Origin of the sequence: Paracoccus sp. TRP (assembly GCF_000185925.1) — a bacterium.
GTDB classification, from domain to species: Bacteria; Pseudomonadota; Alphaproteobacteria; order Rhodobacterales; family Rhodobacteraceae; genus Paracoccus; species Paracoccus kondratievae.
Window position 1 is genome coordinate 1 of the sequence record NZ_AEPN01000039.1, and the last position, 23,312, is coordinate 23,312.

At 64.2% G+C, this 23,312-nt stretch carries 23 protein-coding genes; 9 read left to right on the plus strand and 14 right to left on the minus strand.

The features are described 5' to 3' along the window. Positions 1-240: 240 nt before the first annotated feature. From PARACOCCUSGL_RS0116160 to PARACOCCUSGL_RS0116180, 5 genes are read right to left on the minus strand one after another with little or no spacing between them, the layout of a single operon-like run. Complete coding sequence (locus PARACOCCUSGL_RS0116160) at positions 241-1,011, minus strand: enoyl-CoA hydratase-related protein (protein WP_010398778.1); 771 nt, start codon at positions 1,009-1,011, stop codon at positions 241-243. A gap of 13 nt (positions 1,012-1,024) precedes the next feature. Further along, a complete protein-coding gene (locus PARACOCCUSGL_RS0116165) occupies positions 1,025-2,152 on the minus strand; it encodes an acyl-CoA dehydrogenase family protein (protein WP_010398779.1) in 1,128 nt (375 codons plus the stop codon). Beyond that, positions 2,149-3,330 carry an acetyl-CoA C-acyltransferase gene (locus PARACOCCUSGL_RS0116170; protein ID WP_010398780.1) on the minus strand — a complete coding sequence of 394 codons (1,182 nt, stop codon included), beginning with the start codon at positions 3,328-3,330 and terminating at the stop codon, positions 2,149-2,151. Before PARACOCCUSGL_RS0116170 ends, PARACOCCUSGL_RS0116165 begins: the two co-directional genes overlap by 4 nt. A 12-nt stretch (positions 3,331-3,342) precedes the next feature. After that, on the minus strand, positions 3,343-4,110 hold the full coding sequence (locus PARACOCCUSGL_RS0116175; protein ID WP_010398781.1) for an SDR family NAD(P)-dependent oxidoreductase: 768 nt from the start codon (positions 4,108-4,110) through the stop codon (positions 3,343-3,345). Positions 4,111-4,119: 9 nt separating this feature from the next. Next, the gene (locus PARACOCCUSGL_RS0116180; protein WP_010398782.1) at positions 4,120-5,787 is read right to left on the minus strand and encodes an acyl-CoA synthetase; all 1,668 of its coding nucleotides are present in this window, start codon (positions 5,785-5,787) and stop codon (positions 4,120-4,122) included. 126 nt (positions 5,788-5,913) lie between these two features. On the opposite strand from PARACOCCUSGL_RS0116180, the gene PARACOCCUSGL_RS20755 reads away from it, so the two are divergent. Continuing rightward, complete coding sequence (locus PARACOCCUSGL_RS20755) at positions 5,914-6,936, plus strand: AraC family transcriptional regulator (RefSeq protein ID WP_010398783.1); 1,023 nt, start codon at positions 5,914-5,916, stop codon at positions 6,934-6,936. Here the strand turns inward: PARACOCCUSGL_RS20755 and PARACOCCUSGL_RS0116190 are convergent. The 3 genes from PARACOCCUSGL_RS0116190 to PARACOCCUSGL_RS0116200 form a co-directional block, all read right to left on the minus strand. After that, positions 6,893-7,876, minus strand: coding sequence for a helix-turn-helix domain-containing protein (locus tag PARACOCCUSGL_RS0116190; RefSeq protein ID WP_010398784.1), 984 nt, complete (start codon positions 7,874-7,876; stop codon positions 6,893-6,895). The genes PARACOCCUSGL_RS20755 and PARACOCCUSGL_RS0116190 overlap by 44 nt on opposite strands. A 146-nt stretch (positions 7,877-8,022) precedes the next feature. Then, a complete protein-coding gene (locus PARACOCCUSGL_RS0116195; RefSeq protein ID WP_010398785.1) occupies positions 8,023-9,132 on the minus strand; it encodes a ParB N-terminal domain-containing protein in 1,110 nt (369 codons plus the stop codon). Then, the gene (locus PARACOCCUSGL_RS0116200) at positions 9,129-10,433 is read right to left on the minus strand and encodes an AAA family ATPase (RefSeq protein WP_010398786.1); all 1,305 of its coding nucleotides are present in this window, start codon (positions 10,431-10,433) and stop codon (positions 9,129-9,131) included. Before PARACOCCUSGL_RS0116200 ends, PARACOCCUSGL_RS0116195 begins: the two co-directional genes overlap by 4 nt. Positions 10,434-10,916: 483 nt before the next feature. On the opposite strand from PARACOCCUSGL_RS0116200, the gene PARACOCCUSGL_RS0116210 reads away from it, so the two are divergent. The 8 genes from PARACOCCUSGL_RS0116210 (at position 10,917) to PARACOCCUSGL_RS0116245 (ending at position 17,365) form a co-directional block, all read left to right on the plus strand. Continuing rightward, positions 10,917-11,591: a DnaA N-terminal domain-containing protein gene (locus tag PARACOCCUSGL_RS0116210; protein ID WP_010398788.1), complete on the plus strand. Its 675-nt coding sequence runs from the start codon at positions 10,917-10,919 to the stop codon at positions 11,589-11,591. A 78-nt stretch (positions 11,592-11,669) separates the two neighbouring features. After that, positions 11,670-11,927 (plus strand): PepSY domain-containing protein, encoded by a 258-nt coding sequence (locus PARACOCCUSGL_RS20760; protein WP_010398791.1) that lies wholly within the window; start codon positions 11,670-11,672, stop codon positions 11,925-11,927. 109 nt (positions 11,928-12,036) lie between these two features. Continuing rightward, positions 12,037-12,999, plus strand: coding sequence for a biotin synthase BioB (gene bioB, locus PARACOCCUSGL_RS0116220; protein WP_029372495.1), 963 nt, complete (start codon positions 12,037-12,039; stop codon positions 12,997-12,999). After that, positions 12,996-14,117, plus strand: a complete 1,122-nt coding sequence (locus PARACOCCUSGL_RS0116225) for an 8-amino-7-oxononanoate synthase (RefSeq protein ID WP_010398795.1) — start codon at positions 12,996-12,998, stop codon at positions 14,115-14,117. Before bioB ends, PARACOCCUSGL_RS0116225 begins: the two co-directional genes overlap by 4 nt. Then, entirely contained in the window at positions 14,114-14,734 is a 621-nt protein-coding gene (gene bioD / locus PARACOCCUSGL_RS0116230) for a dethiobiotin synthase (RefSeq protein ID WP_010398797.1), read from the plus strand. The genes PARACOCCUSGL_RS0116225 and bioD overlap by 4 nt, the downstream gene beginning before the upstream one ends. Continuing rightward, positions 14,734-16,020: an adenosylmethionine--8-amino-7-oxononanoate transaminase gene (bioA, locus tag PARACOCCUSGL_RS0116235; protein ID WP_010398798.1), complete on the plus strand. Its 1,287-nt coding sequence runs from the start codon at positions 14,734-14,736 to the stop codon at positions 16,018-16,020. Before bioD ends, bioA begins: the two co-directional genes overlap by 1 nt. Next, positions 16,017-16,625 carry a pimeloyl-ACP methyl esterase BioG family protein gene (locus tag PARACOCCUSGL_RS0116240; protein WP_010398800.1) on the plus strand — a complete coding sequence of 203 codons (609 nt, stop codon included), beginning with the start codon at positions 16,017-16,019 and terminating at the stop codon, positions 16,623-16,625. Before bioA ends, PARACOCCUSGL_RS0116240 begins: the two co-directional genes overlap by 4 nt. Beyond that, a complete protein-coding gene (locus PARACOCCUSGL_RS0116245; RefSeq protein WP_010398802.1) occupies positions 16,622-17,365 on the plus strand; it encodes a methyltransferase domain-containing protein in 744 nt (247 codons plus the stop codon). Before PARACOCCUSGL_RS0116240 ends, PARACOCCUSGL_RS0116245 begins: the two co-directional genes overlap by 4 nt. On the opposite strand, the gene PARACOCCUSGL_RS0116250 is transcribed toward PARACOCCUSGL_RS0116245, so the two are convergent. The 6 genes from PARACOCCUSGL_RS0116250 to PARACOCCUSGL_RS0116275 form a co-directional block, all read right to left on the minus strand. After that, entirely contained in the window at positions 17,362-18,030 is a 669-nt protein-coding gene (locus tag PARACOCCUSGL_RS0116250; protein ID WP_010398804.1) for a GntR family transcriptional regulator, read from the minus strand. The two genes, PARACOCCUSGL_RS0116245 and PARACOCCUSGL_RS0116250, sit on opposite strands and share 4 nt — an antisense overlap. Positions 18,031-18,073: 43 nt before the next feature. After that, positions 18,074-18,631, minus strand: coding sequence for a 2'-5' RNA ligase family protein (locus PARACOCCUSGL_RS0116255; protein WP_010398806.1), 558 nt, complete (start codon positions 18,629-18,631; stop codon positions 18,074-18,076). A gap of 48 nt (positions 18,632-18,679) precedes the next feature. After that, positions 18,680-19,324, minus strand: a complete 645-nt coding sequence (locus tag PARACOCCUSGL_RS0116260) for an LUD domain-containing protein (RefSeq protein WP_010398807.1) — start codon at positions 19,322-19,324, stop codon at positions 18,680-18,682. Beyond that, the gene (locus tag PARACOCCUSGL_RS0116265; protein WP_010398808.1) at positions 19,321-20,724 is read right to left on the minus strand and encodes a LutB/LldF family L-lactate oxidation iron-sulfur protein; all 1,404 of its coding nucleotides are present in this window, start codon (positions 20,722-20,724) and stop codon (positions 19,321-19,323) included. The genes PARACOCCUSGL_RS0116260 and PARACOCCUSGL_RS0116265 overlap by 4 nt, the downstream gene beginning before the upstream one ends. Continuing rightward, the gene (locus PARACOCCUSGL_RS0116270; protein WP_010398809.1) at positions 20,721-21,491 is read right to left on the minus strand and encodes a (Fe-S)-binding protein; all 771 of its coding nucleotides are present in this window, start codon (positions 21,489-21,491) and stop codon (positions 20,721-20,723) included. Before PARACOCCUSGL_RS0116270 ends, PARACOCCUSGL_RS0116265 begins: the two co-directional genes overlap by 4 nt. Positions 21,492-21,575: 84 nt before the next feature. Next, positions 21,576-23,264, minus strand: a complete 1,689-nt coding sequence (locus tag PARACOCCUSGL_RS0116275) for an L-lactate permease (RefSeq protein ID WP_010398812.1) — start codon at positions 23,262-23,264, stop codon at positions 21,576-21,578. Positions 23,265-23,312 lie beyond the last annotated feature (48 nt).

The following is a 23,312-nucleotide window of genomic DNA, read 5'->3' on the forward strand; positions in this document are numbered from 1 at the left end:
ATAACTAACTGAAAAATATAGGGGAAATTGGTGTCTTTGCCGCGGCCGGAACCGGCCGGGCGGTGCCGGACTGACAGAAACCCTGGGGGTGTTCAGGGAATCGCGTCGATGATTCCCCGGCAGGTCCAGCCGACCCTCGCAGAATCGCCATGGAATCACCCCGTGAAAGGGAATCAAAAAGCAAAGCCCCACCTCTCGGAATATCGAAAGGCGGGGCGTTGGTCCGTTTGTGTGGACAGGTCAGTCGCGGTGAAAGTCCGGTTTGCGCTTTTCAAGAAAGGCGCGCATGCCCTCTTTCTGATCGGAAGTGCCGAACAGGCGATGGAACAGGCGCCGCTCCCACGCGACACCTTCGCCAAGCGACAGTTCCTCGGCCCGCATCACCGCCTCGCGCGCCAGCCTGGTCGCTGGACGGGAATAACCGGCGACCTGGGCGGCCGCCGCCATCGCCTCGGGCAGCACCTGATCGTCAGGGACCACCCGCGCAACCAGCCCGGCACGCAGGGCCTCGGCCGCATCCATCAGCCGCCCGGTCAGGTGCAGGTCCATCGACAATGACCGCCCGATCAGCTTGGTCATGCGCTGCGTGCCGCCCATGCCGGCGATGACACCCAGCTTGACCTCGGGCTGACCGAATTTGGCGCCCTCTCCGGCAATGGCGAAATCGCACATCATCATCAACTCGCAGCCGCCGCCCAGGGCATAGCCATTCACCGCCGCGATCTTGGGCGTGCGCAAGGCAGCAAAGCGGTCCCAGGTCGAAAAGAAATCCGCCTCGACCATCTCTTCGGCGGTCTTGCCGGCCATTTCCGAGATATCGGCCCCTGCCGCAAAGGCGCGTTCCGAGCCGGTGATGACGATGGCACCCACGCCCCTGTCAGTATCAAGCGCCTGTGCGGCCTCGGTCAGTTCCTCGGCCAGAGCCGAGTTCAGCGCATTCAGCGCCTCGGGCCGGTTCAGGCGGATCAGCGCCACGCGCCCCTCTCGGGTCAGCTCGATCAGCTTTGCCATATTCCCACCTCTGCTACAGGTTACGGGCGATGACGAGGCGCTGGACCTCGCTCGTCCCTTCATAGATCTGGGTCACGCGCACGTCGCGATAGATGCGCTCGACCGGATAGTCGGACAGATAGCCATAACCGCCATGGATCTGGATCGCCGCCGAGCAGACCTTTTCCGCCATTTCCGAGGCGAAAAGCTTGGCCATGCTGGCTTCGGTCAGGCAGGGCTTGCCCGCCTCGCGCAGCTTGGCCGCACGCAGCACCATCAGCCGGGCCGCCTCGATCTGGGTCGCCATATCGGCCAGCCGAAAAGCGATCGCCTGATGCTCGATGATCGGCCGGCCAAAGGTGATGCGTTCGCGCGCATAGGCCAGCGCCGCCTCATATGCGCCGCGCGCCATTCCGACCGCCTGAGCGGCGATGCCGATGCGCCCGCCTTCCAGGTTCGACAGTGCGATGCGGTAGCCCTCGCCCTCTTCGCCCAGACGATTCTCGGCCGGTACGCGCATATCGGTAAAGGACAGCGCGCAGGTATCCGAGGAATGCTGGCCCAGCTTATGCTCGACCGAGACCACCTCGTAGCCCGGCGTGTCGGTCGGCACGATAAAGGCCGAGATCCCCTTTTTGCCCGCCGCCGGATCGGTGACGGCAAAGACGATCACCACATTGCCGTTCTTGCCCGAGGTGATGAACTGCTTGGCCCCGTCAATGACGTAATGATCGCCTTCGCGCCGCGCCCTGGTGCGCAGGTTAGAGGCGTCCGACCCGGCATGAGGCTCGGTCAGGGCAAAGCCGCCGATCCACTCGCCACTGGCCATCCGGGGCAGAAAGCGCGCCTTTTGATCATCCGTGCCAAAGCGCAGGATCGGCACGCAGCCAACCGAGCTATGCACTGACATGATGGTCGAGCATGCCCCGTCCGCCGCTGCAATCTCTTCCAGCGCAAGGGCATAGGCGACCATGCCGGTTTCCGAGCCGCCATGCGCCTCGGGCACCAGCATCCCCAGAAAGCCCAGCTCGCCCATCTCGGTCAGTTCGGCGCGCGGAAAGGCATGCTCACGGTCGCGCCGCGCCGCGCCGGGGGCCAGCCGCTCTTGCGCGAATTGCCGGGCAGCGTCGCGGATCTGTTCCTGTTCCTCGGTCAGCATCATTGCATCCTTTCGATCGCGACCGCCGTCGCTTCACCGCCGCCGATACAAAGCGAGGCGATACCGCGCGCCAGCCCGTGCGTTTCCAGCGCCGCGAGCAGCGTGACCAGCACCCGCGCGCCCGAAGCCCCGATCGGATGGCCCAGCGCGCAGGCTCCGCCATGCACGTTCACCTTGTCATGGGGCAGATCCAGGTCGCGCATCGCCGCCATGGCAACCACGGCAAAAGCCTCATTGATCTCGAAAAGATCGTAATCACCAGGCGCGGTCCCGGTCCGCTCGGCCAGCCGGCGGATTGCACCGATCGGCGCGGTCGGGAACAGGTTCGGCTTGCCGGCAAAGGTCGCGTGCCCAAGGATGCGGGCGCGCGGTGTCAGGCCACGCCGCCCGGCCTCCGAGGCGCGCATCAGCACCAGCGCCGCCGCCCCGTCCGAGATTGACGAGCTGTTCGCCGCCGTCACCGTCCCCCCATTGCGAAAGGCGGGCTTCAGCGTGGGGATCTTGTCAAGCCGCGCCTTGCCCGGCTGTTCATCCGTATCGACCACGGTTTCGCCGCTGCGGGTCCTGACCGTGACCGGCGCGATCTCGGCCCGGAAATGCCCGGCAGAGATTGCCTGCTGCGCCCGCCTCAGCGAGCTGATGGCGAATTCGTCCTGCGCCTCACGCGTGAACTGATAAGCCTCGGCACAATCCTCGGCAAAGGTGCCCATCAGGCGGCCTTTGTCGTAGGCGTCCTCAAGACCGTCCAGAAACATATGGTCCATGACCTGGCCATGGCCCATGCGATAGCCCGAGCGGGCCTTGGGCAGCAGGTAGGGCGCGTTCGACATGCTCTCCATCCCGCCCGCAACCACGACATCGGCCGATCCGGCAAGGATCAGGTCATGGGCCAGCATTGCCGCTTTCATGCCCGAGCCGCACATCTTGTTCACGGTCGTCGCGCCCGCGCCCAGGGGCAGACCCGCGCCGAGTGCCGCTTGCCGGGCCGGGGCCTGACCCTGACCGGCAGGCAGCACACAGCCCATGATGATCTCATCCACCGCCTGCGGGTCCAGCCCGCCCAGCGCCGCCCTGATCGCGGTCGCGCCCAGCGACGCCGCCTCGACCGAGGCGAAATCGCCCTGAAACCCGCCCATTGGCGTGCGGGCCAGACCAACGATGACAATCGGATCGGTGCTCATGATGTCTCTCCCTTATTTCGGCGCCATGCGCAGCGCGCCATCCAGCCGGATGACCTCGCCGTTCAGCATCTGGTTTTCGACGATATGGCGCACCAGCGCCGCATATTCGGCCGGATTGCCCAGGCGCGGCGGGAAAGGCACCGTACCGCCCAGACTGTCCTGCACCTCCTGCGGCAGACCGGACATCATCGGGGTGGCAAAGATTCCCGGCGCGATGGTCACGACCCGGATACCATGCCGCGCCAGTTCCCGTGCCGCCGGCAGGGTCAGCGCAGCGACCCCGCCTTTCGAGGCCGCATAGGCTGCCTGCCCGATCTGCCCGTCAAATGCGGCAATCGAGGCGGTGTTGACGATCACGCCGCGCTCACCCCCCTCGCCCGGCGCATTCTTCGCCATGGCACCGGCGGCCAGCCGCAGGATGTTGAAGGTACCGATCAGGTTGATCTGGATCGCACGGGCAAAGCTATCAAGCGCATGCGGACCCTCGCGCCCGACGATCTTTTCACCCGGCGCGATACCAGCGCAGTTCACCGCAACGTCCACACGGCCAAAAGCCGCAAGCGCCGCCGCCAGCGCGGCCTCGCCGTCCGGGGCGCTGGTCACGTCGGTGCGCACAAACCGCACGGCCTCGCCCAGCTCTGCCGCCATGGCTGCGCCCGCCTCGGCGTTCACGTCCAGAAGCACGGCCCGCGCGCGCGCCGCAACGGCCATACGGGCCACCGCCGCGCCCAGACCCGAGCCCGCGCCGGTGATCAGAAATACCTTGTTCTCGATCTGCATGATGCGTCCTTAATTCCGGGCCAGTTTCTCGACTTCAGCCTTGCGCAGGATAAAGCGCTGGATCTTGCCGCTTGGCGTCTTGGGCAGATCCTCGACGAAATCAATCATCCGGGGATAGGCATGGGCCGACAAGCGTTTCTTGACATGCTGCGCCAGCTCTTCGCTCAGGGCATCGGACCCCTCGACGCCCTTGGCCAGAACAACAAACGCCTTGACCAGTTCGGTTCGTTCGGGGTCGGGCACGCCGACGACCGCCGCTTCGACCACCGCCGGATGTTCGATCAGCGCGCTTTCAACATCGAAAGGCCCGATGCGATAGCCCGAAGAGGTGATGACATCGTCCGAGCGTCCGATAAAGCTGATCGACCCGTCCGGTTCGAACTCGACGGAATCGCCGGTGCGGTAATATCCGCCGGCAAGGGCGGGCGTCGCCTGGTTCAGATAGCCCGAGAACCACATCAGGGGCGAACGCTTCATGTCGATCGCCAGCACGCCCGGCTGGTTCGGGCCAAGCTCGTTGCCCTCGTCATCCAGCACCACCACACGATAGCCCGGCATCGCCAGCCCGGCCGAACCGGGGCGCACGGGATGATCCAGCCCGTGATGGTTGTTCACGCACATGCCCATTTCGGTCTGGCCGTAATGGTCGTGGATCGGCACCGACAGATGTTCGGCAAACCAGCGGATGATTTCGGGGTTCAGCGGCTCGCCGGCCGAACTCACGACCCGCAGCTGGCCCTTGATCTCTGCCGCAGCCTCTGGCCCCGCCGCGGTCAGCAGCCGATAGGCTGTCGGCGACCCGGCAAGGCTTGTCACGCCCATGCGCCGGATGATGCGACAGGTGGTCTCGGCGGTGAAACCGCCCTCGTAAAAGATCGTCGGCTGACCCAAAAGCAGCGGCCCGGTCAGCGCATAGTAAAGCCCGTAAGCCCAGCCCGGATCGGCGATGTTCCAGAAAACATCCTCTTCGCGCAGATCGACCGCATCGCGCATATAGGCGCCAAAGGCCAGCAGAGCCCGCAACGGCACCGGCACCCCTTTCGGCAGGCCGGTGGTGCCCGAGGTGGACATCATCATGAACAGATCCTCGCCGCGCCGCATCACCGGCTCGAACCCGGCCGAGGCTGTGCTCAGCGCATCGCGGAAATCAATGTCCTCGGGGGCCAGCTTTTCTTCATCTGCGCGAACCGTGGCGACCAGGGGGCAATCCTCGACCTCATCCAGCTTGGGCCGTTGGGCGGTATTCGTCACCACCAGCTTGGCGCCGCTGGTCTTTAGCCGATGCTCGATTGCCTTGGGACCAAAGGCGGTGAACAGCGGCTGATACACCGCACCCAGACGCCAGGCGCCCAGAACCACAGCAACCAGATCGACGGTGCGCGGCAACAGCCCCGCCACCACATCGCCCGGCCGGATACCCTTGTCCGAGAACAGGTTCGCCACCCGCGCCGACATGTCGCGCAGTTCTTCAAAGGTGTATTCGGTCAGCGTCTCATCCGCCGACAGGCAGCGCAGCGCCACCCGATTCACGCCACAATGCCGGTCGCAGCATTCGACACAGGCATTCAGCCCGGTCTCAAGATCGCCACGCAGCCCGGCCATGGCATCTTCGATCCGGAACCGCGCCACAGCATCATGATAACCGGGACGCGCCCGGGTCAGGGTCGTCGCAGACATATCTCTCCTCCTCTAACTCTCCGCCGGTGGCGGCTCTCCTGAGTCTGGCGTCAGCTTAGCGTCAGGCGCATTGCAAACAATGACATTAGCGGCCAGAATAGGTGATCGGTTTTGCAATATGGTGACATGGAACGGCGCAGGATCACCCCGGGTTTTGTCGAGGACGCGCTGGACTGTCTGCGCCGCCGCGGGCTTGACCCGCAGCCCCTGCTTGCGCGCGCAGGGATCGGGACTGCGGGCGAGCCGGTCTCGAACCTGCAATACGGCAAGCTGTGGCTCGCTATCGCCGATCTGATCCAGGACGAGTTCTTTGACGAGGCCGCCCGCCCGATGCGCCCCGGCAGCTTCCAGCTGCTGTGCCAGGCGGTGCTGCACGCCGAAACGCTTGAGCACGCGCTACGCCGGGCGCTGAAATTCCTCGCCGTCGTGCTTGACGACCCGGTCGGAGAGCTGCGCTTGCGCGAAGGCCAGGCCGAGATCCTGCTCAATGACAGCGGCCCGCCGCGCCGCGCCTTTGCCTATCGCACCTATTGGCTGATCCTGCTGGGGGTAATGTGCTGGCTGATCGGTCGCCGCATCCCGCTGATGCAGGTCGATTTCGCCTGCCCTGCACCCGAGAACCGCCGCGACTATCACCAGTTCTTCGGCGCTCCGGTTCATTTTGACCGGCCCGTCAGCCGGCTGACCTTTGCGGCAAGCTACCTGTCGCTGCCGACGATCCGCAGCGAAAAGGCGCTGGCGGGCTTTCTGCGCGGCGCGCCGGCAAATATCCTTTTGCGTTATCGCCACGATCAGGGGTTGTCGGCACGCATCCGGGCAAGGCTGCGTGCGCTTGCCCCCGGGGACTGGCCGGATTTTGACACGCTCGCCGCCGATCTGCGCCTGTCGCCCGCGACCCTGCGCCGAAGGCTGCGGCGCGAGGGTCAGGGTTATGCCACCATCCGGGCCGAGATCCGCCTGATGCGCGCCCGGGAATTTCTGCGCGACACTGACCTGAGCGTGGCCGAGATCGCTGCCCGGCTGGGTTATGGCGAACCCAGCGCCTTTCATCGCGCCTTTCTCAAGATCGCTGGAACGACACCCGCCGCCTTTCGCCGTGACGCGCTCAGCCAGCCAGCATCCACAGCCGGAACCGCCGCCCGCCTGTGATCTCGCGCGCAAGACCCAGGGATTTCATGCGCGCCAGCATCCGCTCGGCTGTGTCACGGCTGATCCCGGCGCTATCCTCAAGCATCGCCGCGCTCAGCAGCGGATGCGCGGCCAGCGCCCGGATCACCCGGGCCGGATTGTCGCCCTTGACCCCTGCCATCGCCGCCAGTGCCCGGGCCTGCCATTCGATGACCCGCGCCAGCTCATGGCGGGCGTCCTCGATCCCCGCAGTGACCGCCGCCAGATGCCGCGCCATCCGCTCGGCCGGGGTGCCGCCGTCGATCCAGACCCCGCGCCCATGACGGCCAAGCGGGACAAAGCGCAACCCCTCGCACCCCTCGGCCATATCCCGCGCCGTCCATGTCGCGGGCTCGGCCAGCACCTCGGGCGCGGAAAGATCGCAAAGACGCCACAGCACCCGCAGTGCAGGGGCCCGCGCCACCGGCGTCAGATCGGCCAGTTCACCGGCCAGTGTGCGGAACTCTGCGGCGGCAGCATCGAAGTCATGACCTGTGGGACGCGCCGCCAGCAGGTCATCCAGCCCCGAGACCTCGGCCCGGTGCAGCCCGAGAAATGCGCGCAGGTCGCGCGGATCCCCCTGCCCTTCCAGCCGCCGGATGCTCCAGCGCGCCAGCCGCATCGCCTCCAGATCGGCGCCGGCCCGCGCCTCCATCAGATCGCGCCCGATCTCTTCCCGCCGTAGCGGAGAGCCCTGCGCCCATAGCATCGCCTCGGCTTCGATCAGCGCCAAACGCCGATTGGCCCCGGCCCGCAACTCAGGCTCCATCGCCATCAGCATGCCTTCCAGCCGCCCCAGAGCAAAGGCTGCGCGGGCCAGATCCGCCGCCAGAGCACTCTCGGCAGAAAACCAAGCCCCGACATCAAAAAGCTCGTGCAAAGGTGGTTTTTCGTGATAATCTGTGTCCGAAGCGGATGGCATGTTTTCTGACCTGCAAAAGCTCTTATCCGCAGAATATCCCCATTTTGCGGATCACTGGAAGAGGGCTGTTTTACCCCCTTCCGATACCTCTGTCCGCCCCGTTCTGCGCTCCCTTCCCCAGGGCGAAACCTTCCCCGTGGGGAAGGTCAGTCAAGCCCCTCAAGCAGCGATCTCACCGCCGCCTCAAGCTTGCGCCGGTCCACCGCCGAAAAGTCGCGTGGCAGGCGGATCTCCAGCCGCCCGTTCGAGGCGGTGCACTTCGCGCTGCCCTGTGGACGCTGGATTTGAAAGCTGATGCGCGCCTTGCCCGACGGAGTGGCCGCGGTGGCGCTGCGCGGCTTTGCCGCAGCAGTTTCGCTGTCATCCCCCTGCCCCGCATAGCGGCGCAAAACGTCGAGTTCATCCTTGATCGAGCGCGTATCCCAGCCCTTCAGTTCGGCCCGGATTGCCGCTGCTGTGCCCGGCACTTCGTCCAGCCGCTGCGCTAATGCCAACCCCAAAGCGCGGGGGATTTCGGGTGCATACATCAGCGTTTCGCCAAGCGCCTCGATCAGGCGGATAAAGCTGCGGATATAGCTGCGCTTTTGATAGCCTGCCGATTTGAACAGGATCGCAACAGCCTTCTCGGGGTCATGTTCCTCGGTCTGCGGGTCCATGGCATAATGCAGCGCAAGCTGGGCCATCTCGGCAAAAGAGATGTCCTTGCGCACCATGTTTTCATCAACCATGCGCCGGTAAAGCTGCTCAAGCTCATCGCCGCGTGCGGCGATTCCGGCCGGAATCCGACCCCATTTCTCGGTATCGCCCGTCTCCTCCAGCAACAGCCGATAGGCCGACAGCCGCCGCCAACCCTGGATCAGCTCGTAGCGGCCACCCTCGGCCGGCTCGACCCTGATCGGGTTTGAAAGCCCGATATCACGGATAGATTCCACCAATTCGGGCAGCTCATAATCCGGTCCCGGCGCGCGGTCCCGGATCAGTTTCCGGGTATCAATCGCGTCCAGCGGGATCATATCGGTGATCAAACCGGCGCGTTTCAGCCGCACATGTTCCTGTGCCAAAGCATCGTTTTCGGCGCGGATCTGAGCCTCCAGACGGGCGCGATCTCTACTGGATTCAACGGTTTCCGCGATTGCGGTGGCCATTGGCCCCCGGCGCTGTTCACGCTCCTCCTTCCCCGCGGGGAAGGTTTCGGGCGTGGCCTCGGCCGGCTCTTCCGGCATTTCGATTTCGAACATGCGACGTTTGCGGCTCATGCCTCACCCTCCAGCTTGTCCCAGGCGGCAACGAGACGGGATTTGAATTCCTCATAAGCCTGATCAAAGGTCGCCCGCGCCCGCCGCCAGGTTCCGCGCGTCATCTCACGATAATCAATCTCGTAGATCGAGGACAGGAAACGGCCGGACTGCTCGACCGCGCGCGTCAGTTCGATCGGATGCTCTGCCATATGCTCGCCGAACACCTGCTTGAACGCGCCATACATCGCCTGATGCAGTTCATTCGACGGCTCGAACCGCGTCATCAGGAACCGGATATCGGCAAAGGCTTTCGGCAACCGGATCTTCCCCGTGGGGAAGTTTTCGAAACCATGCGACAGATCCTCCAGCGCCTCGGATAGCTGTCCGATAAAGCTGGTGGTCGAGTCATACTCCCAATAGCCCGGCCCCGAGGGGATATAAAGCATGTCGGCAGCAAAGACCGCGTTCATTGACTGATAGCCAATCGCCGGCGGACAATCGAAAAGAATAAGGTCGTAAGCATCATCCGCGAGACTGTCGAGAAAGCGCGACACCGCACCAAAGAACGTCCATTCCGGATTAAGGTGCCGATACTGGGCGCTGGCGAACTCGACAAAGGCGGCGTTGGCGCAGCTTGGCACGATATCAATAGTGGACCATGCGGTCGGCTTGATAAAGTCCGCCGGGCGCAGCATCCCCAGCCCCATGTCACGAATCGAGGCGGGCAGCTTGCGTTGCGGCAGCGCCGTTCCCGACTCAGCCCCGCGAGCCACCGCATTCATACGGTCGGTTTCACGCTCAAGGTCACGGGCCATGATGCCCCAGACGGTGTGATCCTCGCCGACATCCGTCAGACCCATCGAATGGCTCAGCGTTGCCTGCGGGTCGAAATCGACCACCAGAACCCGATAGCCGTCCAGCGCGGCAGCGTGAGCAAAGTGCAGCGCCACGGTCGATTTGCCGGCGCCACCCTTAAAGTTGGCAATCGCCGCCCGAAAGGCGCGCTTGCCCTGCGGCCGCCAGGGCATCAGCGATTTGCGGTTGATGCGGATGCGGCGGCGCAGTTCGTTCACCTCGTCAAGCGAGAACCAGCGCTGGCGACCATCCTCCTCAACTTCCCCGAGGGGAAGGTGCGGCTCGGCGGCAAGCTTGCCGCGAAAGGTCGACTGGTTGATGCGAAAGATCAGCTCGGCCACCTCCCAGCTGGAAAAGCGGCGCAGCGTCTTTTCATTGGCCGGGCTGAAGGTCTGGCGCCGGATCCAGCCCTGCATCTTCAAGGATTGTGCCTGCAGCCTGGCGAGGTCTTCGTGCGTATACATGGGATGCCTGTATTTATAGGACGCAGATTTTCTTCTGTTTCGCTTTTACGCCGGATTTGCACTTTTGGCAAAAACAGTTTTGATTGATAAGGCAAGAAGGCGGAAATGCGGGAATTTTCAGGCCCCGCCTGCGAATCGCCAACCGAATCGGAGGCCCGTCCGGAGGCAACGCAAACGCCGGAAATGGGGGACGTCAGATCGGCAGAGCGGCCTGAATAGGGGACAATATCGCGCCATTCGGTGACTCCCTGGATGTCCCTCAATACCAATGATACCGATTTTTCCTTTCGGAATTGGGACGGGAAACCGCCCTGACGGCAAGACGCTTGACAGAATCGGAAATCAGGACGCAAATACGAGAGAGATGGCGAAAAGCGTTTCGATCGGCACAAGATCGGCGCCGCTGTCGGGGTCTCTTCGTCAGACGGGACCTTTGGGCTAAGGGGCAATAGCAGCCGGTCACATCCGGAGGCAGGGGCAGAGATGCAGGTGATCCGCGCCGTTGGTCGAGAGGCCGCGGCCAAGAAATACGATTTGCTTTCCGCCATGATGGCGCATGGCCTTGCGGGCGACAAGCATCGTCAGCGGCTGATCTTGCGACTCATGGCCCTGATCACCACAAGATATAACTGGCAACGAGATGAGCTTACGATTGGTCAGCGTGAAATCGCGCGGCTTTGGTGTGTTGACGAACGAACCGTCAAACGAGAGATGGCCAAGCTGCGTACGCTTGGCTGGATCGAAATTAAGCAGCACGGCGCGCGGGGCCGGGTTTCGGTCCTGAGTCTTAATCTGGAACGTATTTTGCTGGATACCCGGGGAGAATGGCCGAATATCGGGCCAGACTTTGTCGAACGGGTAGGGGGCAAACCAAGCGAACCGTCCAGCAATGTCGTGCCGTTGCATCGACCTGAACCGGTTCCGGCACAGGGGCTTTGGGCTGAGGCGCGTGCACGGCTGGCCGAAGAGGACCCGGCGTTGTTTGATGCCTGGTTCGCCGGGCTGATTGAGGCAGAGCTGACCGAAAGTTGCCTGACGCTTTTTGCGCCGACACGGTTTCACGCCAATTATGTCCAGACACATCTGCTGGAACGACTGCGCACCGCAGTCCTGCGTTGCAACGGCCGGATCGCCAGGGTTCGCATTATTGGCCCGTGAGGGCAGGGCGGCTGTAAGCGAGCTGCAAGTTTCGCACCTTTATATCTGCAGCGATCCACGCAAATGCAGGAGTAAAGAATGCGTTTCATTGCCATGACTGCCGTGCTGACTGCCTTGGCCTTTCCGGTCATGGCGGATGGGGATTGCAAGGTTCCGGTTGCGCAACGGCGAACGGTTGAGGAACTGAAATCCTCACTGACCGCCAAGGGATGGGTCGTTCACAATGTCACCCTCGATGACGGTTGTTACGAGGTTTATGGCAAGGATGAGACCGGTCAGCGCGTCCAGATCGTCTTTCATCCGGCAAGCTTTGCCGAACTGCGGATGGATGACTGACAAGACGGGGCAGGATCTGTTTGCGTCTGAATAATAGATAATATATCCGGGTTAACTTTCTGACGCGGCATTTTTATAGATACTCTTGAGGCCAGGTTCAGGAGGGATCATGTCGCAACCATTGTGCCGCGCTAAAGAAATCTATAATTTGCCACTGATGGACCTGCTTTTCAGGGCACAAACCGTGCATCGCGCCAATTTCGACCCGAATCTGGTCCAATGTTCAAAACTGCTTTCGATCAAAACAGGCGGCTGCCCCGAGGACTGTGCCTATTGTTCGCAATCGGCACGGAACGGGGCGGAACTCTCTGCATCGAAGCTGATGGAGGTTCAGCGCGTGCTGGCAGAGGCCAAGCGCGCAAAGGAAGCGGGCGCGACACGTTATTGCATGGGCGCAGCCTGGCGGTCGCCGAAAGAGCGGGACATGCCAGCCGTGCTGGCGATGATCCGCGGCGTCAAGGCGCTGGGGATGGAGACCTGCATGACGCTGGGCATGCTGGACATGGATCAGGCGTTACGGCTGAAAGATGCTGGGTTGGATTATTACAACCATAATATTGATACATCGGAACGCTATTATTCCGAGATCATCACCACCCGCAGCTTTCAGGACCGGCTGGATACACTGGACCGGGTGCAGGCGGCTGGGATCAATGTCTGCGCAGGTGGCATCATCGGGATGGGCGAGACGGCCGAGGACCGGATCTCGATGCTTGAAACCCTTGCCGGGATGGAGGTTCCGCCACAATCGGTGCCTATCAACATGCTGATGCCGATGGCGGGGACACCGCTTGCCGATGCGCCAAAGCTTGATCCGATCGAGATGGTGCGCACCATCGCTACCGCACGCATCCTGATGCCGAAATCATATGTGCGCCTTTCAGCCGGACGCTCCGGGATGAGCGATGAATTGCAGGCGATGTGTTTTTTCGCGGGGGCAAATTCGATCTTTGTCGGCGACACCCTGCTGACCGCCGAAAACCCCGGCGAGGACAAGGATGCGCAGCTGTTCGCCCGCCTTGGCCTGCGCGCCGAGGTACTGAACGGGCCGGCCGAGGGCTGTGCGGCATGAGCTTTCCCCGCCATCGTGCGGCGCTTGATGCGCTGGCGCAGCGTGGCCGGTTACGCCAGCGGGCAACGACAGCCGGGCTTGATTTCGCCTCGAACGACTATCTGGGGCTGGCGGGGTCCGGGTTGCTGGTCCGTGCGGCGCTTGATGCGCTGGGGCGCGGCGTTCCTGTCGGGGCAGGGGGGTCGCGGCTTTTGCGCGGCAACCATCCCGAACATGAGGCGCTGGAGGCCGAGGCGGCCGCGTTTTTCGGCGCCGAGGCTGCGCTTTACATGGGTGGCGGCTTTCAGGCCAATCAGGCCATTTTTTCGACCCTGCCGATGCAGGGAGATCTGGTCCTGCATGACGCGCTGATCCATGCCAGCGCATATGAGGGAATGCGCCTTGGCCGGGCCGAATGCCGGAGCTTTGCCCATAATGATGCGGCTGATGCCGCCCGGGTGATAGCGGAATGGCGCGCCTTGGGGGGGCCTGGCCGGGTCTGGATCGCCGTTGAAAGCGTATACTCGATGGAGGGTGATCTGGCTCCGCTTTCCGCATTGGCCGAACTTGCCGCGCGCGAGGATGCGGTGCTGGTCGTGGATGAGGCCCATGCTACCGGCGTTTTTGGTCCGCAGGGCAGGGGGCTGGCGCATGGGGTGTCCGGTCCGCTGGTCACCTTGCATACCGGGGGCAAGGCTCTGGGTGCCTCGGGCGCGCTGATCTGCGCAGATAAGGTGCTGATCGAGACGCTGGTGAACCGGGCGCGGCCTTTTATCTTTGCAACTGCGCCAGCGCCCCTGTCGGCGGCGGTGCTGCGGGCCTCGCTGATGGCCTTGCAGGATCAGCCCGCGCTGGCCGAGGGTGCGCGGCAGCGCATGGTTTTCGTGCGTGAGGCTGCGCGGGCTTGCGGCATTGCGGCGCAAAGCCAGATCGTGCCGGTGATCCTTGGCACGGATCATCGCGCGCTGGCGATGGCCGCCGCATTGCAGGCGCAGGGTTTCGATATTCGTGCCATCCGCCCGCCGACGGTGCCAAAGGGGACGGCGCGGCTGCGCGTCTCGGTCACTGGGAACGTTGCAGAAAAGGATATCGCGGCGCTTTTCGCAGCCATTGCCGCAGAAGGCCGGGCGGCGGCATGAGCGCGGTGATCGTCACAGGCACCGATACCGGCATCGGCAAGACTCTGTTCAGCGCCGGGCTGACCCGCGCGCTTGGCGCAAGTTATTGGAAGCCGGTGCAGGCGGGGCTGGAGGATGAGACGGACAGCCAGACCGTCGCGCGTTTGTCCTCGCGCCCGGTTCTGCCCGAGGCCTATCGGCTGCGTCTGCCGGCCTCGCCCCATCTTTCGGCTGAACACGAAGGGGTGCGGATCGACCCCGCGCAGTTGGCGCTGCCGTGTATCGGCGGGCCGCTTGTCGTCGAAGGCGCAGGGGGGCTGATGGTGCCTTTGACCCGGGAAATGCTGTACTTACAGGTGATCGCCGAATGGCACGCGCCGGTGGTTCTGTGCAGCCGGACTGTGCTTGGCACCATCAACCACACGCTTTTATCGCTGGCGGCGCTGCGTGCGGCGGGGTGCAGGGTCGCGGGCGTGGCCTTTATCGGCGATGAGGCCAGGGATAGCCGTCAGGTTATCTGCGAGATTGGCGCGGTGCGCGATCTGGGGCGGCTGCCACGACTTGATCGGGTGACGCCCGAGGCGCTGGAGGCCGCATTTACCGGCATAGATGTCGGCACGATCCGGGGGGCGATGTGATGCGCGATCTGGAATTTGACCAGCAGCACGTCTGGCATCCCTATGCCTCGATGCGTGAACCCGGCCCGGTGCATGAGGTTGTCGCGGCCGAAGGGGTTTGGCTGCAACTTGCTGACGGGGTGCGGATGATCGACGCGATGTCCTCGTGGTGGGCGGCGGCGTATGGTCACCGTCACCCCCGGCTGGTCGCGGCGATGCAAAAGCAGTTGCAGCACCTGCCGCATGTGATGTTCGGCGGGCTGACACATGCCCCTGCGGTCGGGCTGGCACGACGGTTGGTGGGGATGCTGCCCCCGGGGCTTGACCGGGTGTTTTACAGCGACAGCGGCTCGGTCGCGGTTGAGGTGGCGCTGAAGATGGCCTTGCAGGCCCAGATTGGGCTGGGGCAGGGCGGGCGGATGCATTTTGCCTCGGCCCGCGGGGGATATTACGGCGATACGTGGAAGGCGATGAGCCTTTGCGACCCGGTCACCGGCATGCACAGCCAATTCGGCGCGGCCCTGCAGGTGCAGCATTTCGTGCCGCGCCCGCCCATCCCCTTTGGCGCGGAATGGGACGAGGATCCGGCCCGGAACGGGCTGGGCGCAGTCGAGGCGTTGTTTGCCAAAAAAGCCTATGAAATCGCAGCTTTTATAGTCGAGCCGGTCGTGCAGGGCGCGGGCGGCATGTGGTTTTACCATCCGCGCTGGCTTTCGGGTCTCAGGACGTTATGCGACCGGCATGGGGTGCTTTTGATCCTTGACGAGATCGCCACCGGTTTTGGCCGCACCGGCACGTTATTCGCACTGGAGCGGGCGGGCGTAGTGCCGGACATTCTGTGTCTGGGCAAGGCGCTGACCGGGGGGATGATGAGCTTTGCCGTGACCGTCGCCTCACGTCGCGTGGCCGAGGCGATTGCGGACGGTCCCGCGCCGGTGCTGATGCATGGGCCGACGTTCATGGGCAATCCGCTGGCCTGTTCGGTCGCCTGCGCCAGTCTTGATCTGCTGGCCGAGGGGCACTGGCAAGCACAGGTCGCCGAGATCGGGGCCGGCTTGCGTCAGGGCCTTGCCCCGGTGCGCGACCTGCCCGCGGTCCAGGACGTGCGTGTTCTGGGCGCGATTGGCGTGATCGAGATGCGGCAGCCGCTGGACATGGCCCGCGTCCACGCTTTCTGCCGGGAAAGCGGGGTTTGGCTGCGGCCCTTTGGACGGCTGCTTTATTGCATGCCACCCTTTGTCTGCGGGCCCGATGAGGTCGCGCGTATCTGTGCCGCCATGGTCCGGATCGCCGGGTGGCAGGAATGAAGGCCGAATGGCTGCGCCGCACGGGCGCTGATCACCTGATCGTGGTTCTGACCGGCTGGGCTGTCGGGGCGGCGCCGTTCCGGCATTTGCAGGGCGCGGCGGATGTGCTGGTTCTGTCCGATTACCGCGACCTTGCTGGGCCGTGCTGGCCTCAGGGATATGCGGCGACGGATCTGGTCGCATGGTCATTTGGCGTTGCGGCCGCCTGTCATCTGCCGGAGCCTGGCGGGTTTCGCCGCAAGGTGGCAGTTTGCGGATCTTGGTCGCCTTGTGACGACGATCTGGGCATCCCGCGCCAGATCGTCAGGGCGACGGCAGAGAATCTGTCGGCACGCTCATTGCAGCAATTCGCGCGTCGGGCGGGGTGCCCGGTGCCCGGTGACGCCGATTTGCAGGCATTGGGCACAGAGCTGCGGGCGGTAATGGCCCGCGAGGCCGGGCAGGTCCCGACCTTTGATCGCATCTGGCTGGGGGCTGCCGACCGCATCTTTCCGCTGCAGAACCTGCGGCGCGCGTGGCAGGGCTGGCACGAAGCGGTGCAAGAGCTTGACTGCGGGCACAACCCCTTTGTCCTGTGGCACGATTGGTCCGAGGTGCTGGGATGAACGCGTTGACCGGGCGGGTGGCGCGGTCCTTTGCACGCTCTGCCGAAACCTACGACCGTGCGTCATTGGCGCAGCGCCGGATCGCGGCACAGCTTTTCACCGCCTATCGCCATGCCGCACCCGACCACCATCCGGAAAACGTGCTTGAGGCCGGGTATGGCTCGGGTCATCTGACCCGGCATCTGCTGAACCTTGCTCCGCGTCGGTTATGGCTGAACGATCTGGCCGCGCCCGGACTGGCGGGCATAAAGGCCGACTATCTGCCGGGTGATATCGCGCAGGTGGTGCTGCCCGACGGGGTGGATCTTGTGGCTTCGGCCTCGATGATCCAATGGGTTGCAGATCCGGCGCAAGTCATCACCCGGCTATGCGCCACGGCCGATGCCAGAGGGTGGCTTGCCCTGTCAGGTTTCGCGCCCGGCCATTTTCCTGAACTGCAGGCGCTGGGCAGCCGGGGTGCGGCGCCCTCATACCTGACCGGGGCGCAGATGGCGGCGCTGTTGCCACCCGGATGGCGGGTTCATGGCGCGGGGGAATGGCGAATGCCGCTGCAGTTTCCTGGCGCGCAAGAGGTGCTGCGCCATCTGCGGGCCACCGGGGTCAACGGTTGCGCGGGACAGATCCGCGCGCCGGGCGCACTGCGCGATTTCATGGCGCGGTATGAGATGCGATACCGGACGCCCAAGGGCGTTAGCCTGACCTATGTGGCAAGCTGGCTGGTTGCCGAAAGACAGGATTAGCCGACGATGGCAAAGGCCTCGCGCTGCTTGTCGCCGCCACCGGTTGCGGGACGGCGGCCAATCCAGCGCACATGCCGGGCAAGGGTGGCGCAGGCGCTGTCCACGTCCCCTTTGCGCAGCGCAGCCAGAATGGCCCGGTGGTCATGATCGGTGCGTGTTTCCCAATTCGACTGCCATGCGGCGAAAAGGAAACGGGCGCTGGCCGCATGCAGATCGTCGATCGCCGCCAGCAGCCGCGGCATGGCGCAGGGGGTCAGGATCAGCTTGTGAAAACGGCGGTTCGCGGCCTCCCACGAACGGACATCGCGCGAGGCGTCGCCGGCCTTGGTCGCCTCTTCGGCGGCGTTAAGAATTGCCGGGGTCAGGTGCGGGGCGGCATGACGCAGGGCAAGTTCCTCAAGCGCGGCGCGCATCTCGGCCACTTCCTTGACCTCGGGCAGATCAAAGGCCGCGACACGCACGCCCCGGCGCGGTTCGCTGATCGCCAGCCCCTGCGCCTCAAGCCGACGAAAAGCCTCGCGTACGGGGACGTGGCTTGCCCCGAATTCCTCGGCAATGCGGTCCTGGCGCAGCCGTTCGCCGGGGCCGATTTCGCCCGATACGATCCGGTCCGCCAGCACACGGCTGATGCGGACGGCCAAGGTTTCTTCTGATCCCGCGCTCATGGCCTCATGGATAAGGTGAGCAAAGGAGATTGTCGATAACGCTTCAGGTCAGCGGCCAGCGCGCCAAAGGCACATGTCGCCCCAATCCCTGCAAGCTGTCGATCAGAACCAGCTCATTCACCCGCCAGCGGACAGGGGGCACGGCAATCCCTGCGGGGGGCAGCGGCTTGCCATAGGCCAGGGTTACATGCGGCGTGACCTGGTGACGGGCGACGGCCAGCCCGGCACCGGCAAGGCGCTGCCACAGCTGCTGGCACAGCGCGTCGGGTGCGGGGTTGATCTGGCGTCCGGCGAGCACCAGCGGCCGGTCGCGTCGTCGCGGCGGGCCAAAGGTGGTCAGCAGGTCGAGCACCAGATCAAAGGCCGGAAAATCCAGCCCCTCGACCGCATGCGCCAGTCCTTTTGCAAGGCACGGTTCAAACTGCGGGCTGCGCAGCACCGGCAGGATGGTCATATGCAGTGTTGAGCGGCGAAAGCGGTCGCGTCGCTCGGCCAGATGCCAGACGGTCTCCATCTCTGCGGCCGCATCGGGCGGCGGGATCGCAACAAAGAGCAGGAAATGCTCGCGCGCGGTTTCTTGCGATTTCGGGGCGTCGGGCATGGCGGCCTCATGTCATTACCGCCATGCTAGGACAAATCGTGGCTCGGGTCAGCCCGCCCCGCTGACAAGGATCACATGCAGAAAGCCCGGCCCATGCGCGCCGCGCACATAACTGCCTTCAATATCGGTCGTGCCGCTGGGCCCCGTGATGAGGATCGCATTGCGCGGCACCTGCTGCGGCGACAGGCGGGCGGCATAATCCTCAAGATACGGCAGCAGGGTGGCCTCACGCAGCACCACGATATGATGCAGCGGCAGAAAGGACAACAGAATCGGATTCCCGGGCCCCGAATGGATGACGAGCGAGCCGCTTTCGGCAATGCCACATAGTGCAAGGCCAAGGGCGGCGGGCTCGTCCGGGGCGATCTGCGGGCTGGGGGTGATGCCTGCCCAGTCCAGCGCGGAAAGTTCGGGCGTAGGTTGCATGGCAAGGCGGGGTGGAAGGCCATGCGCCTTAAGATAGCGCGCAGCCGCCTGCGGCACCCCGGCCATGCCGGACACACGGTCGATGGTGGTGCCAAGGGCTGCGGCCTTTTGCGCAAAGGCATCGGGCAGGGCGGGGGCGACAAGCGCCGGGCGTGCCGTGTCCACCGGCTCAAGCAGCAAGGCGGCCTCGACGGCGATCTCATTGGCCGGTTTGCCGGGGCCAAGCGTGGCGCGGATGGCGGACAGGATACGGTCGCGGACGGTCATTTGCGGGCCCTTTGTTCAGCCCGGTACTGATCCATAAAGCTTTTCGCCGCTGGTCGCGGCATATCGCGGTAATCGGTCCAACCCCGGGCCAGCGGCAGGCGCGAGATCCAGCCGGATCTGCCAAACAGCCGCAGGACGCGCAGCCCCAACCGGGTCGCAAGCCGGTAAAGCCGGGGGCGGCGGGCGAACTGCGCCCAAAGACCGATCCCGGCGCGGACCGGTGCAGGCTCAAGCCCCTCGCGCCAGCTACGGCGTCGCCAGGCGCGCAGCAGCGTTGGTAGCGGGATCCCGACCGGGCAGACCTCGGCGCAGCGGCCGTTCATGGTGCAGGCGTTTGGCAGATCGCGCGAGATGGCAAGCCCGTCCAGCACCGGCGTCAGGACCGAGCCCATGGGCCCCGGATAAGTCCCGCCATAGGCATGTCCCCCGATCTGGCGATAGACTACGCAATGGTTCATGCACGCCCCGCAGCGGATACAGCGCAGCATGTCGCGAAACTCGTTCGCCAGCATTTTCGTGCGGCCGTTATCGACCAGGACGATATGCATCTCTTCCGGACCGTCGGCATCGCCCGTGCGTCTGGGCCCGGCGTGAAAGGTTGTGTATTGCGTCATCTCGCCCCCGGTGGCCGAGCGGACCAGCAGGCGCAACAGTGCAAATGCATGCGCGGTCGAGGGGACCAGCTTCTCGATCCCGGCGGTGACGATATGGATGCGCGGAGGGGTGGTGGTCAGCTCGGCATTGCCCTCATTCGTGACCGTGCAGGTGGCCCCGGTATCGGCGATCAGGAAATTCGCACCCGAGATGCCGACATCAGCCGAAAGGAACTTTTCCCGCAGCACCCGACGCGCGCTTTGCACCATGGTCGCCGGGTCCTCGGCCGCGGGCGGTGGCTGGTGAGCGGTCTTGAACAGCTCGGCCACCTGCTCGCGCGTGCGATGCATGGCGGGCCAGATGATGTGCGAGGGATGCTCTCCGGCAAGCTGGATGATATGTTCTGCAAGATCGGTCTCGACCCGCTCGATCCCCGCATCGGCAAGGGCATGGGGCAGGCCGATTTCTTCGCCCAGCATGGACTTGGAACGTGTGACCCGCCGCGCATTGGCCGCCAGGCAGATATTGGTGACGATCGCGCGGGCCTCGGCATCATCGGCTGCCCAATGGACCTGTGTGCCACGGGCGGTGGCGTTTCTCTCGAACATCTCCAGATAATGGTCGAGATGGGCGATGACGTGATCCTTGATCGCCTGACCCCGGGCACGGGCGGCCCCGAATTGGGGAAAGTCGGCGACGGCCGCGGCGCGCTTGCGCTCGGCATTGCCCGTGGTGCGGTCGATGGCAAGCTTCAGCACCGGATCGGCCAGCGCAGCCGCGACGCGGTCCTTGAAACGAGCGGTCATGACGCCTCCTCGCCGATGGCTGGTCCCCCGGCACGTCCGGCCAGCACCTCGATGGTGTGAAAACAGCGGGTCCGCGCGCCGCGACGATGCAGCTTGCCGGCCATGTTCATCAAACAGCCCAGATCGCCGGCCAGCAGGATATCTGCTCCGGTTCCCTCGATGGCCTCGGCCTTTTCGGTAACGATGGCATTCGAGATGTCCGGGTATTTCACGCAGAACGTCCCGCCAAAGCCGCAACAAACATCATTGCCCGGCAGCCCACGCATGTTCAGCCCCTCGACATGGGACAGCAGCGCACGGGGCTGTTCGGCGACACCCAGGTCGCGCAGGCCCGAGCAGCTGTCGTGATAGGTCGCCGATGCCTCCAGCCGCACGCCCTGTGGCACATAGCCCAAGACGTCATGCAGAAAACTTGTGATCTCATGGGTCTTGGCTGCCATGGCCCGGGCGCGTCCGGTCCAGTCCGGGTCGTCCGCCAGAAGCTCGGGATAGCCATGGACCATGGTTGCCGCGCAGGAACCCGAAGGCAGGACAACATAGTCATACCCCTCAAAGGCGGCAATCGTCTGACGGGCAAGTAAGGCGGCATTGCGGTCATTGCCGCTGTTCAGCGCTGGCTGGCCGCAACAGGTCTGAACCTGCGGTACCTCGACCTCGCACCCGGCCTTTTCCAGCAGTTCAAGGGCGGCAAAGCCGATCTGAGGACGGATGGCATCGACAAGGCAGGTGACGAACAAACCGACCCTGGGCTTTGGCTGTGCGGACATGGCTGCGCCCTTTGCTTCTTTCGTGGGTAAATATCCCGGGGGTCCGGGGGCAGCGCCCCCGGTCCGTTTCGCAAGGCTCTGGCCTCAATCGGCCGGGGCGGTGATGGGCGGTGCTTCGGGCACCATCCCGCTAAAGGGCGGCAGATAGGCCTGGGCCATGACCAGCACGCCGACCAGCGCCGCCAGTGCCACCGAATGGAAGAACACAAAGCGCAGGATCGAACCTTCGCGCCCGTACCATTTGGTCGCGGTCGAGGCGACGACGATCGACTGGGCGTCGATCATCTTGCCCATCACCCCGCCTGACGAGTTCGCGGCGGCCATCAGAACCGGGTTCAGGTTCAGCTGCTGTGCGGTGACCTTTTGCAGCCCGCCAAACAGCACGTTCGATGCCGTGTCCGAGCCGGTGACGGCAACCCCCAGCCAGCCAAGCAGCGTGCCAAAGAATGGATAAAGCCAGCCGGTATTGGCAAACGCCAGACCCATGGTCGCATCAAGGCCCGAGTAGCGCGTGACATAACCAAGGGCCAGCATGCAGGCGATGGTGATCAGCGAAAAGCGGATCATCCAGAAGGTCCGGCCATACATCCGCAGCAGGGCCATCGGGCTATAGCCCAGCAAAATCCCCGAGACGAGCGCCGACAGCAGAATGCCGGTCCCGGTCATCGACAGGATGTTGAAGCTGAAGACCGCGGCCTCGGCATGGGGTTCGGGGGCGACCGGGGGCACTTTCTGGACCAGGCCGTCCAGACCTGCGATCGGGATCTTGGCGCTCCAGATGCCGTCAAGCAACGCCTTCATCTGCGGGACACCCCACAGGAAGACAAAGATCGACAGGATCACCCAGGGCATCCAGGCTTTCAGCACTGATCGGCCCACGACCGCGGCATCAGAGCCCTCTTCAGTACCGTCCCTGACCTCGTCCGAGGACCAGTCGCGCGGCGCTTCGGTGATCGGGTTCTTTGGCCGCCACACACGCAGGAAACCGGCCAGACACAGCATCGAGCTTATCGCCGCGATGATGTCCACCAGCCACGGCCCGTGAAAGTTCGAGACGAGGTATTGCGGCACCGCGAAAGAAACCCCGGCAACCAGCAGCGCCGGCCAGACCTCGATCATGCGGCGGAAGCCGACAAAGGCCCAGATCAGCCAGAAGGGTACGATGACGGAAAAGAACGGCAGCTGACGACCGATCATGGCCGAAAGTTCCATCAGGTCCAGTCCGGTGACGGCCGAAAGCGCGATCACCGGTGTCCCAAGCGCGCCATAGGCGACAGGTGCCGTATTGGCGATCAGCGACAGGCCTGCGGCTGACAGAGGCGAAAAGCCCAGACCCATCAGCATGGCTGCGGTTACCGCGACCGGTGTGCCGAACCCTGCCGCGCCCTCGAAAAACGCACCAAAGCTGAAGGCGATGAACAAAAGCTGCATCCGCCGGTCGTCCGAGATGTTGCGGATCGAGTGTCGCAGCACATCGAACTCGCCCTTTTCGTTGGTAAGCTGGTAAAGAAAGATGACGTTCAGGATGATCCATCCGATCGGCATCAGGCCATAGGCTGCGCCATAGACGGCGGACATCCCGGCCAGACCGACCGGCATGCCAAAGCCGACGATCGCCACGGCCAGCGCGGTGACCAGGCCCAGCATGGCGGCGATATGGGCGCGGATCTCGAAAATACCGATGGCGCCCAGAAGCACCAGCACCGGAATGGCGGCAGCGATGGTCGACAGGACCATATTGCCGAATGGATCGTATATCTGTGACCAGATCATGAAATGTTCCCTGTCATGGCAGCTATGTCAGCGCGGTGCGATGCGGCG

Bases quoted from the DNA above. Each gene is read 5' to 3' on its own strand.
- PARACOCCUSGL_RS20760 (WP_010398791.1), top strand. From the start codon at position 11,670: ATGCGTTTCATTGCCATGACTGCCGTGCTGACTGCCTTGGCCTTTCCG.
- PARACOCCUSGL_RS0116265 (WP_010398808.1), bottom strand. From the start codon at position 20,724: ATGACCGCTCGTTTCAAGGACCGCGTCGCGGCTGCGCTGGCCGATCCG.
- bioD (WP_010398797.1), top strand. From the start codon at position 14,114: ATGAGCGCGGTGATCGTCACAGGCACCGATACCGGCATCGGCAAGACT.
- bioB (WP_029372495.1), top strand. From the start codon at position 12,037: ATGTCGCAACCATTGTGCCGCGCTAAAGAAATCTATAATTTGCCACTG.
- PARACOCCUSGL_RS0116180 (WP_010398782.1), bottom strand. From the start codon at position 5,787: ATGTCTGCGACGACCCTGACCCGGGCGCGTCCCGGTTATCATGATGCT.
- bioA (WP_010398798.1), top strand. From the start codon at position 14,734: ATGCGCGATCTGGAATTTGACCAGCAGCACGTCTGGCATCCCTATGCC.
- PARACOCCUSGL_RS20755 (WP_010398783.1), top strand. From the start codon at position 5,914: ATGGAACGGCGCAGGATCACCCCGGGTTTTGTCGAGGACGCGCTGGAC.
- PARACOCCUSGL_RS0116165 (WP_010398779.1), bottom strand. From the start codon at position 2,152: ATGATGCTGACCGAGGAACAGGAACAGATCCGCGACGCTGCCCGGCAA.
- PARACOCCUSGL_RS0116240 (WP_010398800.1), top strand. From the start codon at position 16,017: ATGAAGGCCGAATGGCTGCGCCGCACGGGCGCTGATCACCTGATCGTG.
- PARACOCCUSGL_RS0116225 (WP_010398795.1), top strand. From the start codon at position 12,996: ATGAGCTTTCCCCGCCATCGTGCGGCGCTTGATGCGCTGGCGCAGCGT.
- PARACOCCUSGL_RS0116170 (WP_010398780.1), bottom strand. From the start codon at position 3,330: ATGAGCACCGATCCGATTGTCATCGTTGGTCTGGCCCGCACGCCAATG.
- PARACOCCUSGL_RS0116195 (WP_010398785.1), bottom strand. From the start codon at position 9,132: ATGAGCCGCAAACGTCGCATGTTCGAAATCGAAATGCCGGAAGAGCCG.
- PARACOCCUSGL_RS0116245 (WP_010398802.1), top strand. From the start codon at position 16,622: ATGAACGCGTTGACCGGGCGGGTGGCGCGGTCCTTTGCACGCTCTGCC.
- PARACOCCUSGL_RS0116255 (WP_010398806.1), bottom strand. From the start codon at position 18,631: ATGCCCGACGCCCCGAAATCGCAAGAAACCGCGCGCGAGCATTTCCTG.
- PARACOCCUSGL_RS0116190 (WP_010398784.1), bottom strand. From the start codon at position 7,876: ATGCCATCCGCTTCGGACACAGATTATCACGAAAAACCACCTTTGCAC.
- PARACOCCUSGL_RS0116270 (WP_010398809.1), bottom strand. From the start codon at position 21,491: ATGTCCGCACAGCCAAAGCCCAGGGTCGGTTTGTTCGTCACCTGCCTT.
- PARACOCCUSGL_RS0116175 (WP_010398781.1), bottom strand. From the start codon at position 4,110: ATGCAGATCGAGAACAAGGTATTTCTGATCACCGGCGCGGGCTCGGGT.
- PARACOCCUSGL_RS0116250 (WP_010398804.1), bottom strand. From the start codon at position 18,030: ATGAGCGCGGGATCAGAAGAAACCTTGGCCGTCCGCATCAGCCGTGTG.
- PARACOCCUSGL_RS0116210 (WP_010398788.1), top strand. From the start codon at position 10,917: ATGCAGGTGATCCGCGCCGTTGGTCGAGAGGCCGCGGCCAAGAAATAC.
- PARACOCCUSGL_RS0116260 (WP_010398807.1), bottom strand. From the start codon at position 19,324: ATGACCGTCCGCGACCGTATCCTGTCCGCCATCCGCGCCACGCTTGGC.
- PARACOCCUSGL_RS0116160 (WP_010398778.1), bottom strand. From the start codon at position 1,011: ATGGCAAAGCTGATCGAGCTGACCCGAGAGGGGCGCGTGGCGCTGATC.
- PARACOCCUSGL_RS0116200 (WP_010398786.1), bottom strand. From the start codon at position 10,433: ATGTATACGCACGAAGACCTCGCCAGGCTGCAGGCACAATCCTTGAAG.
- PARACOCCUSGL_RS0116275 (WP_010398812.1), bottom strand. From the start codon at position 23,264: ATGATCTGGTCACAGATATACGATCCATTCGGCAATATGGTCCTGTCG.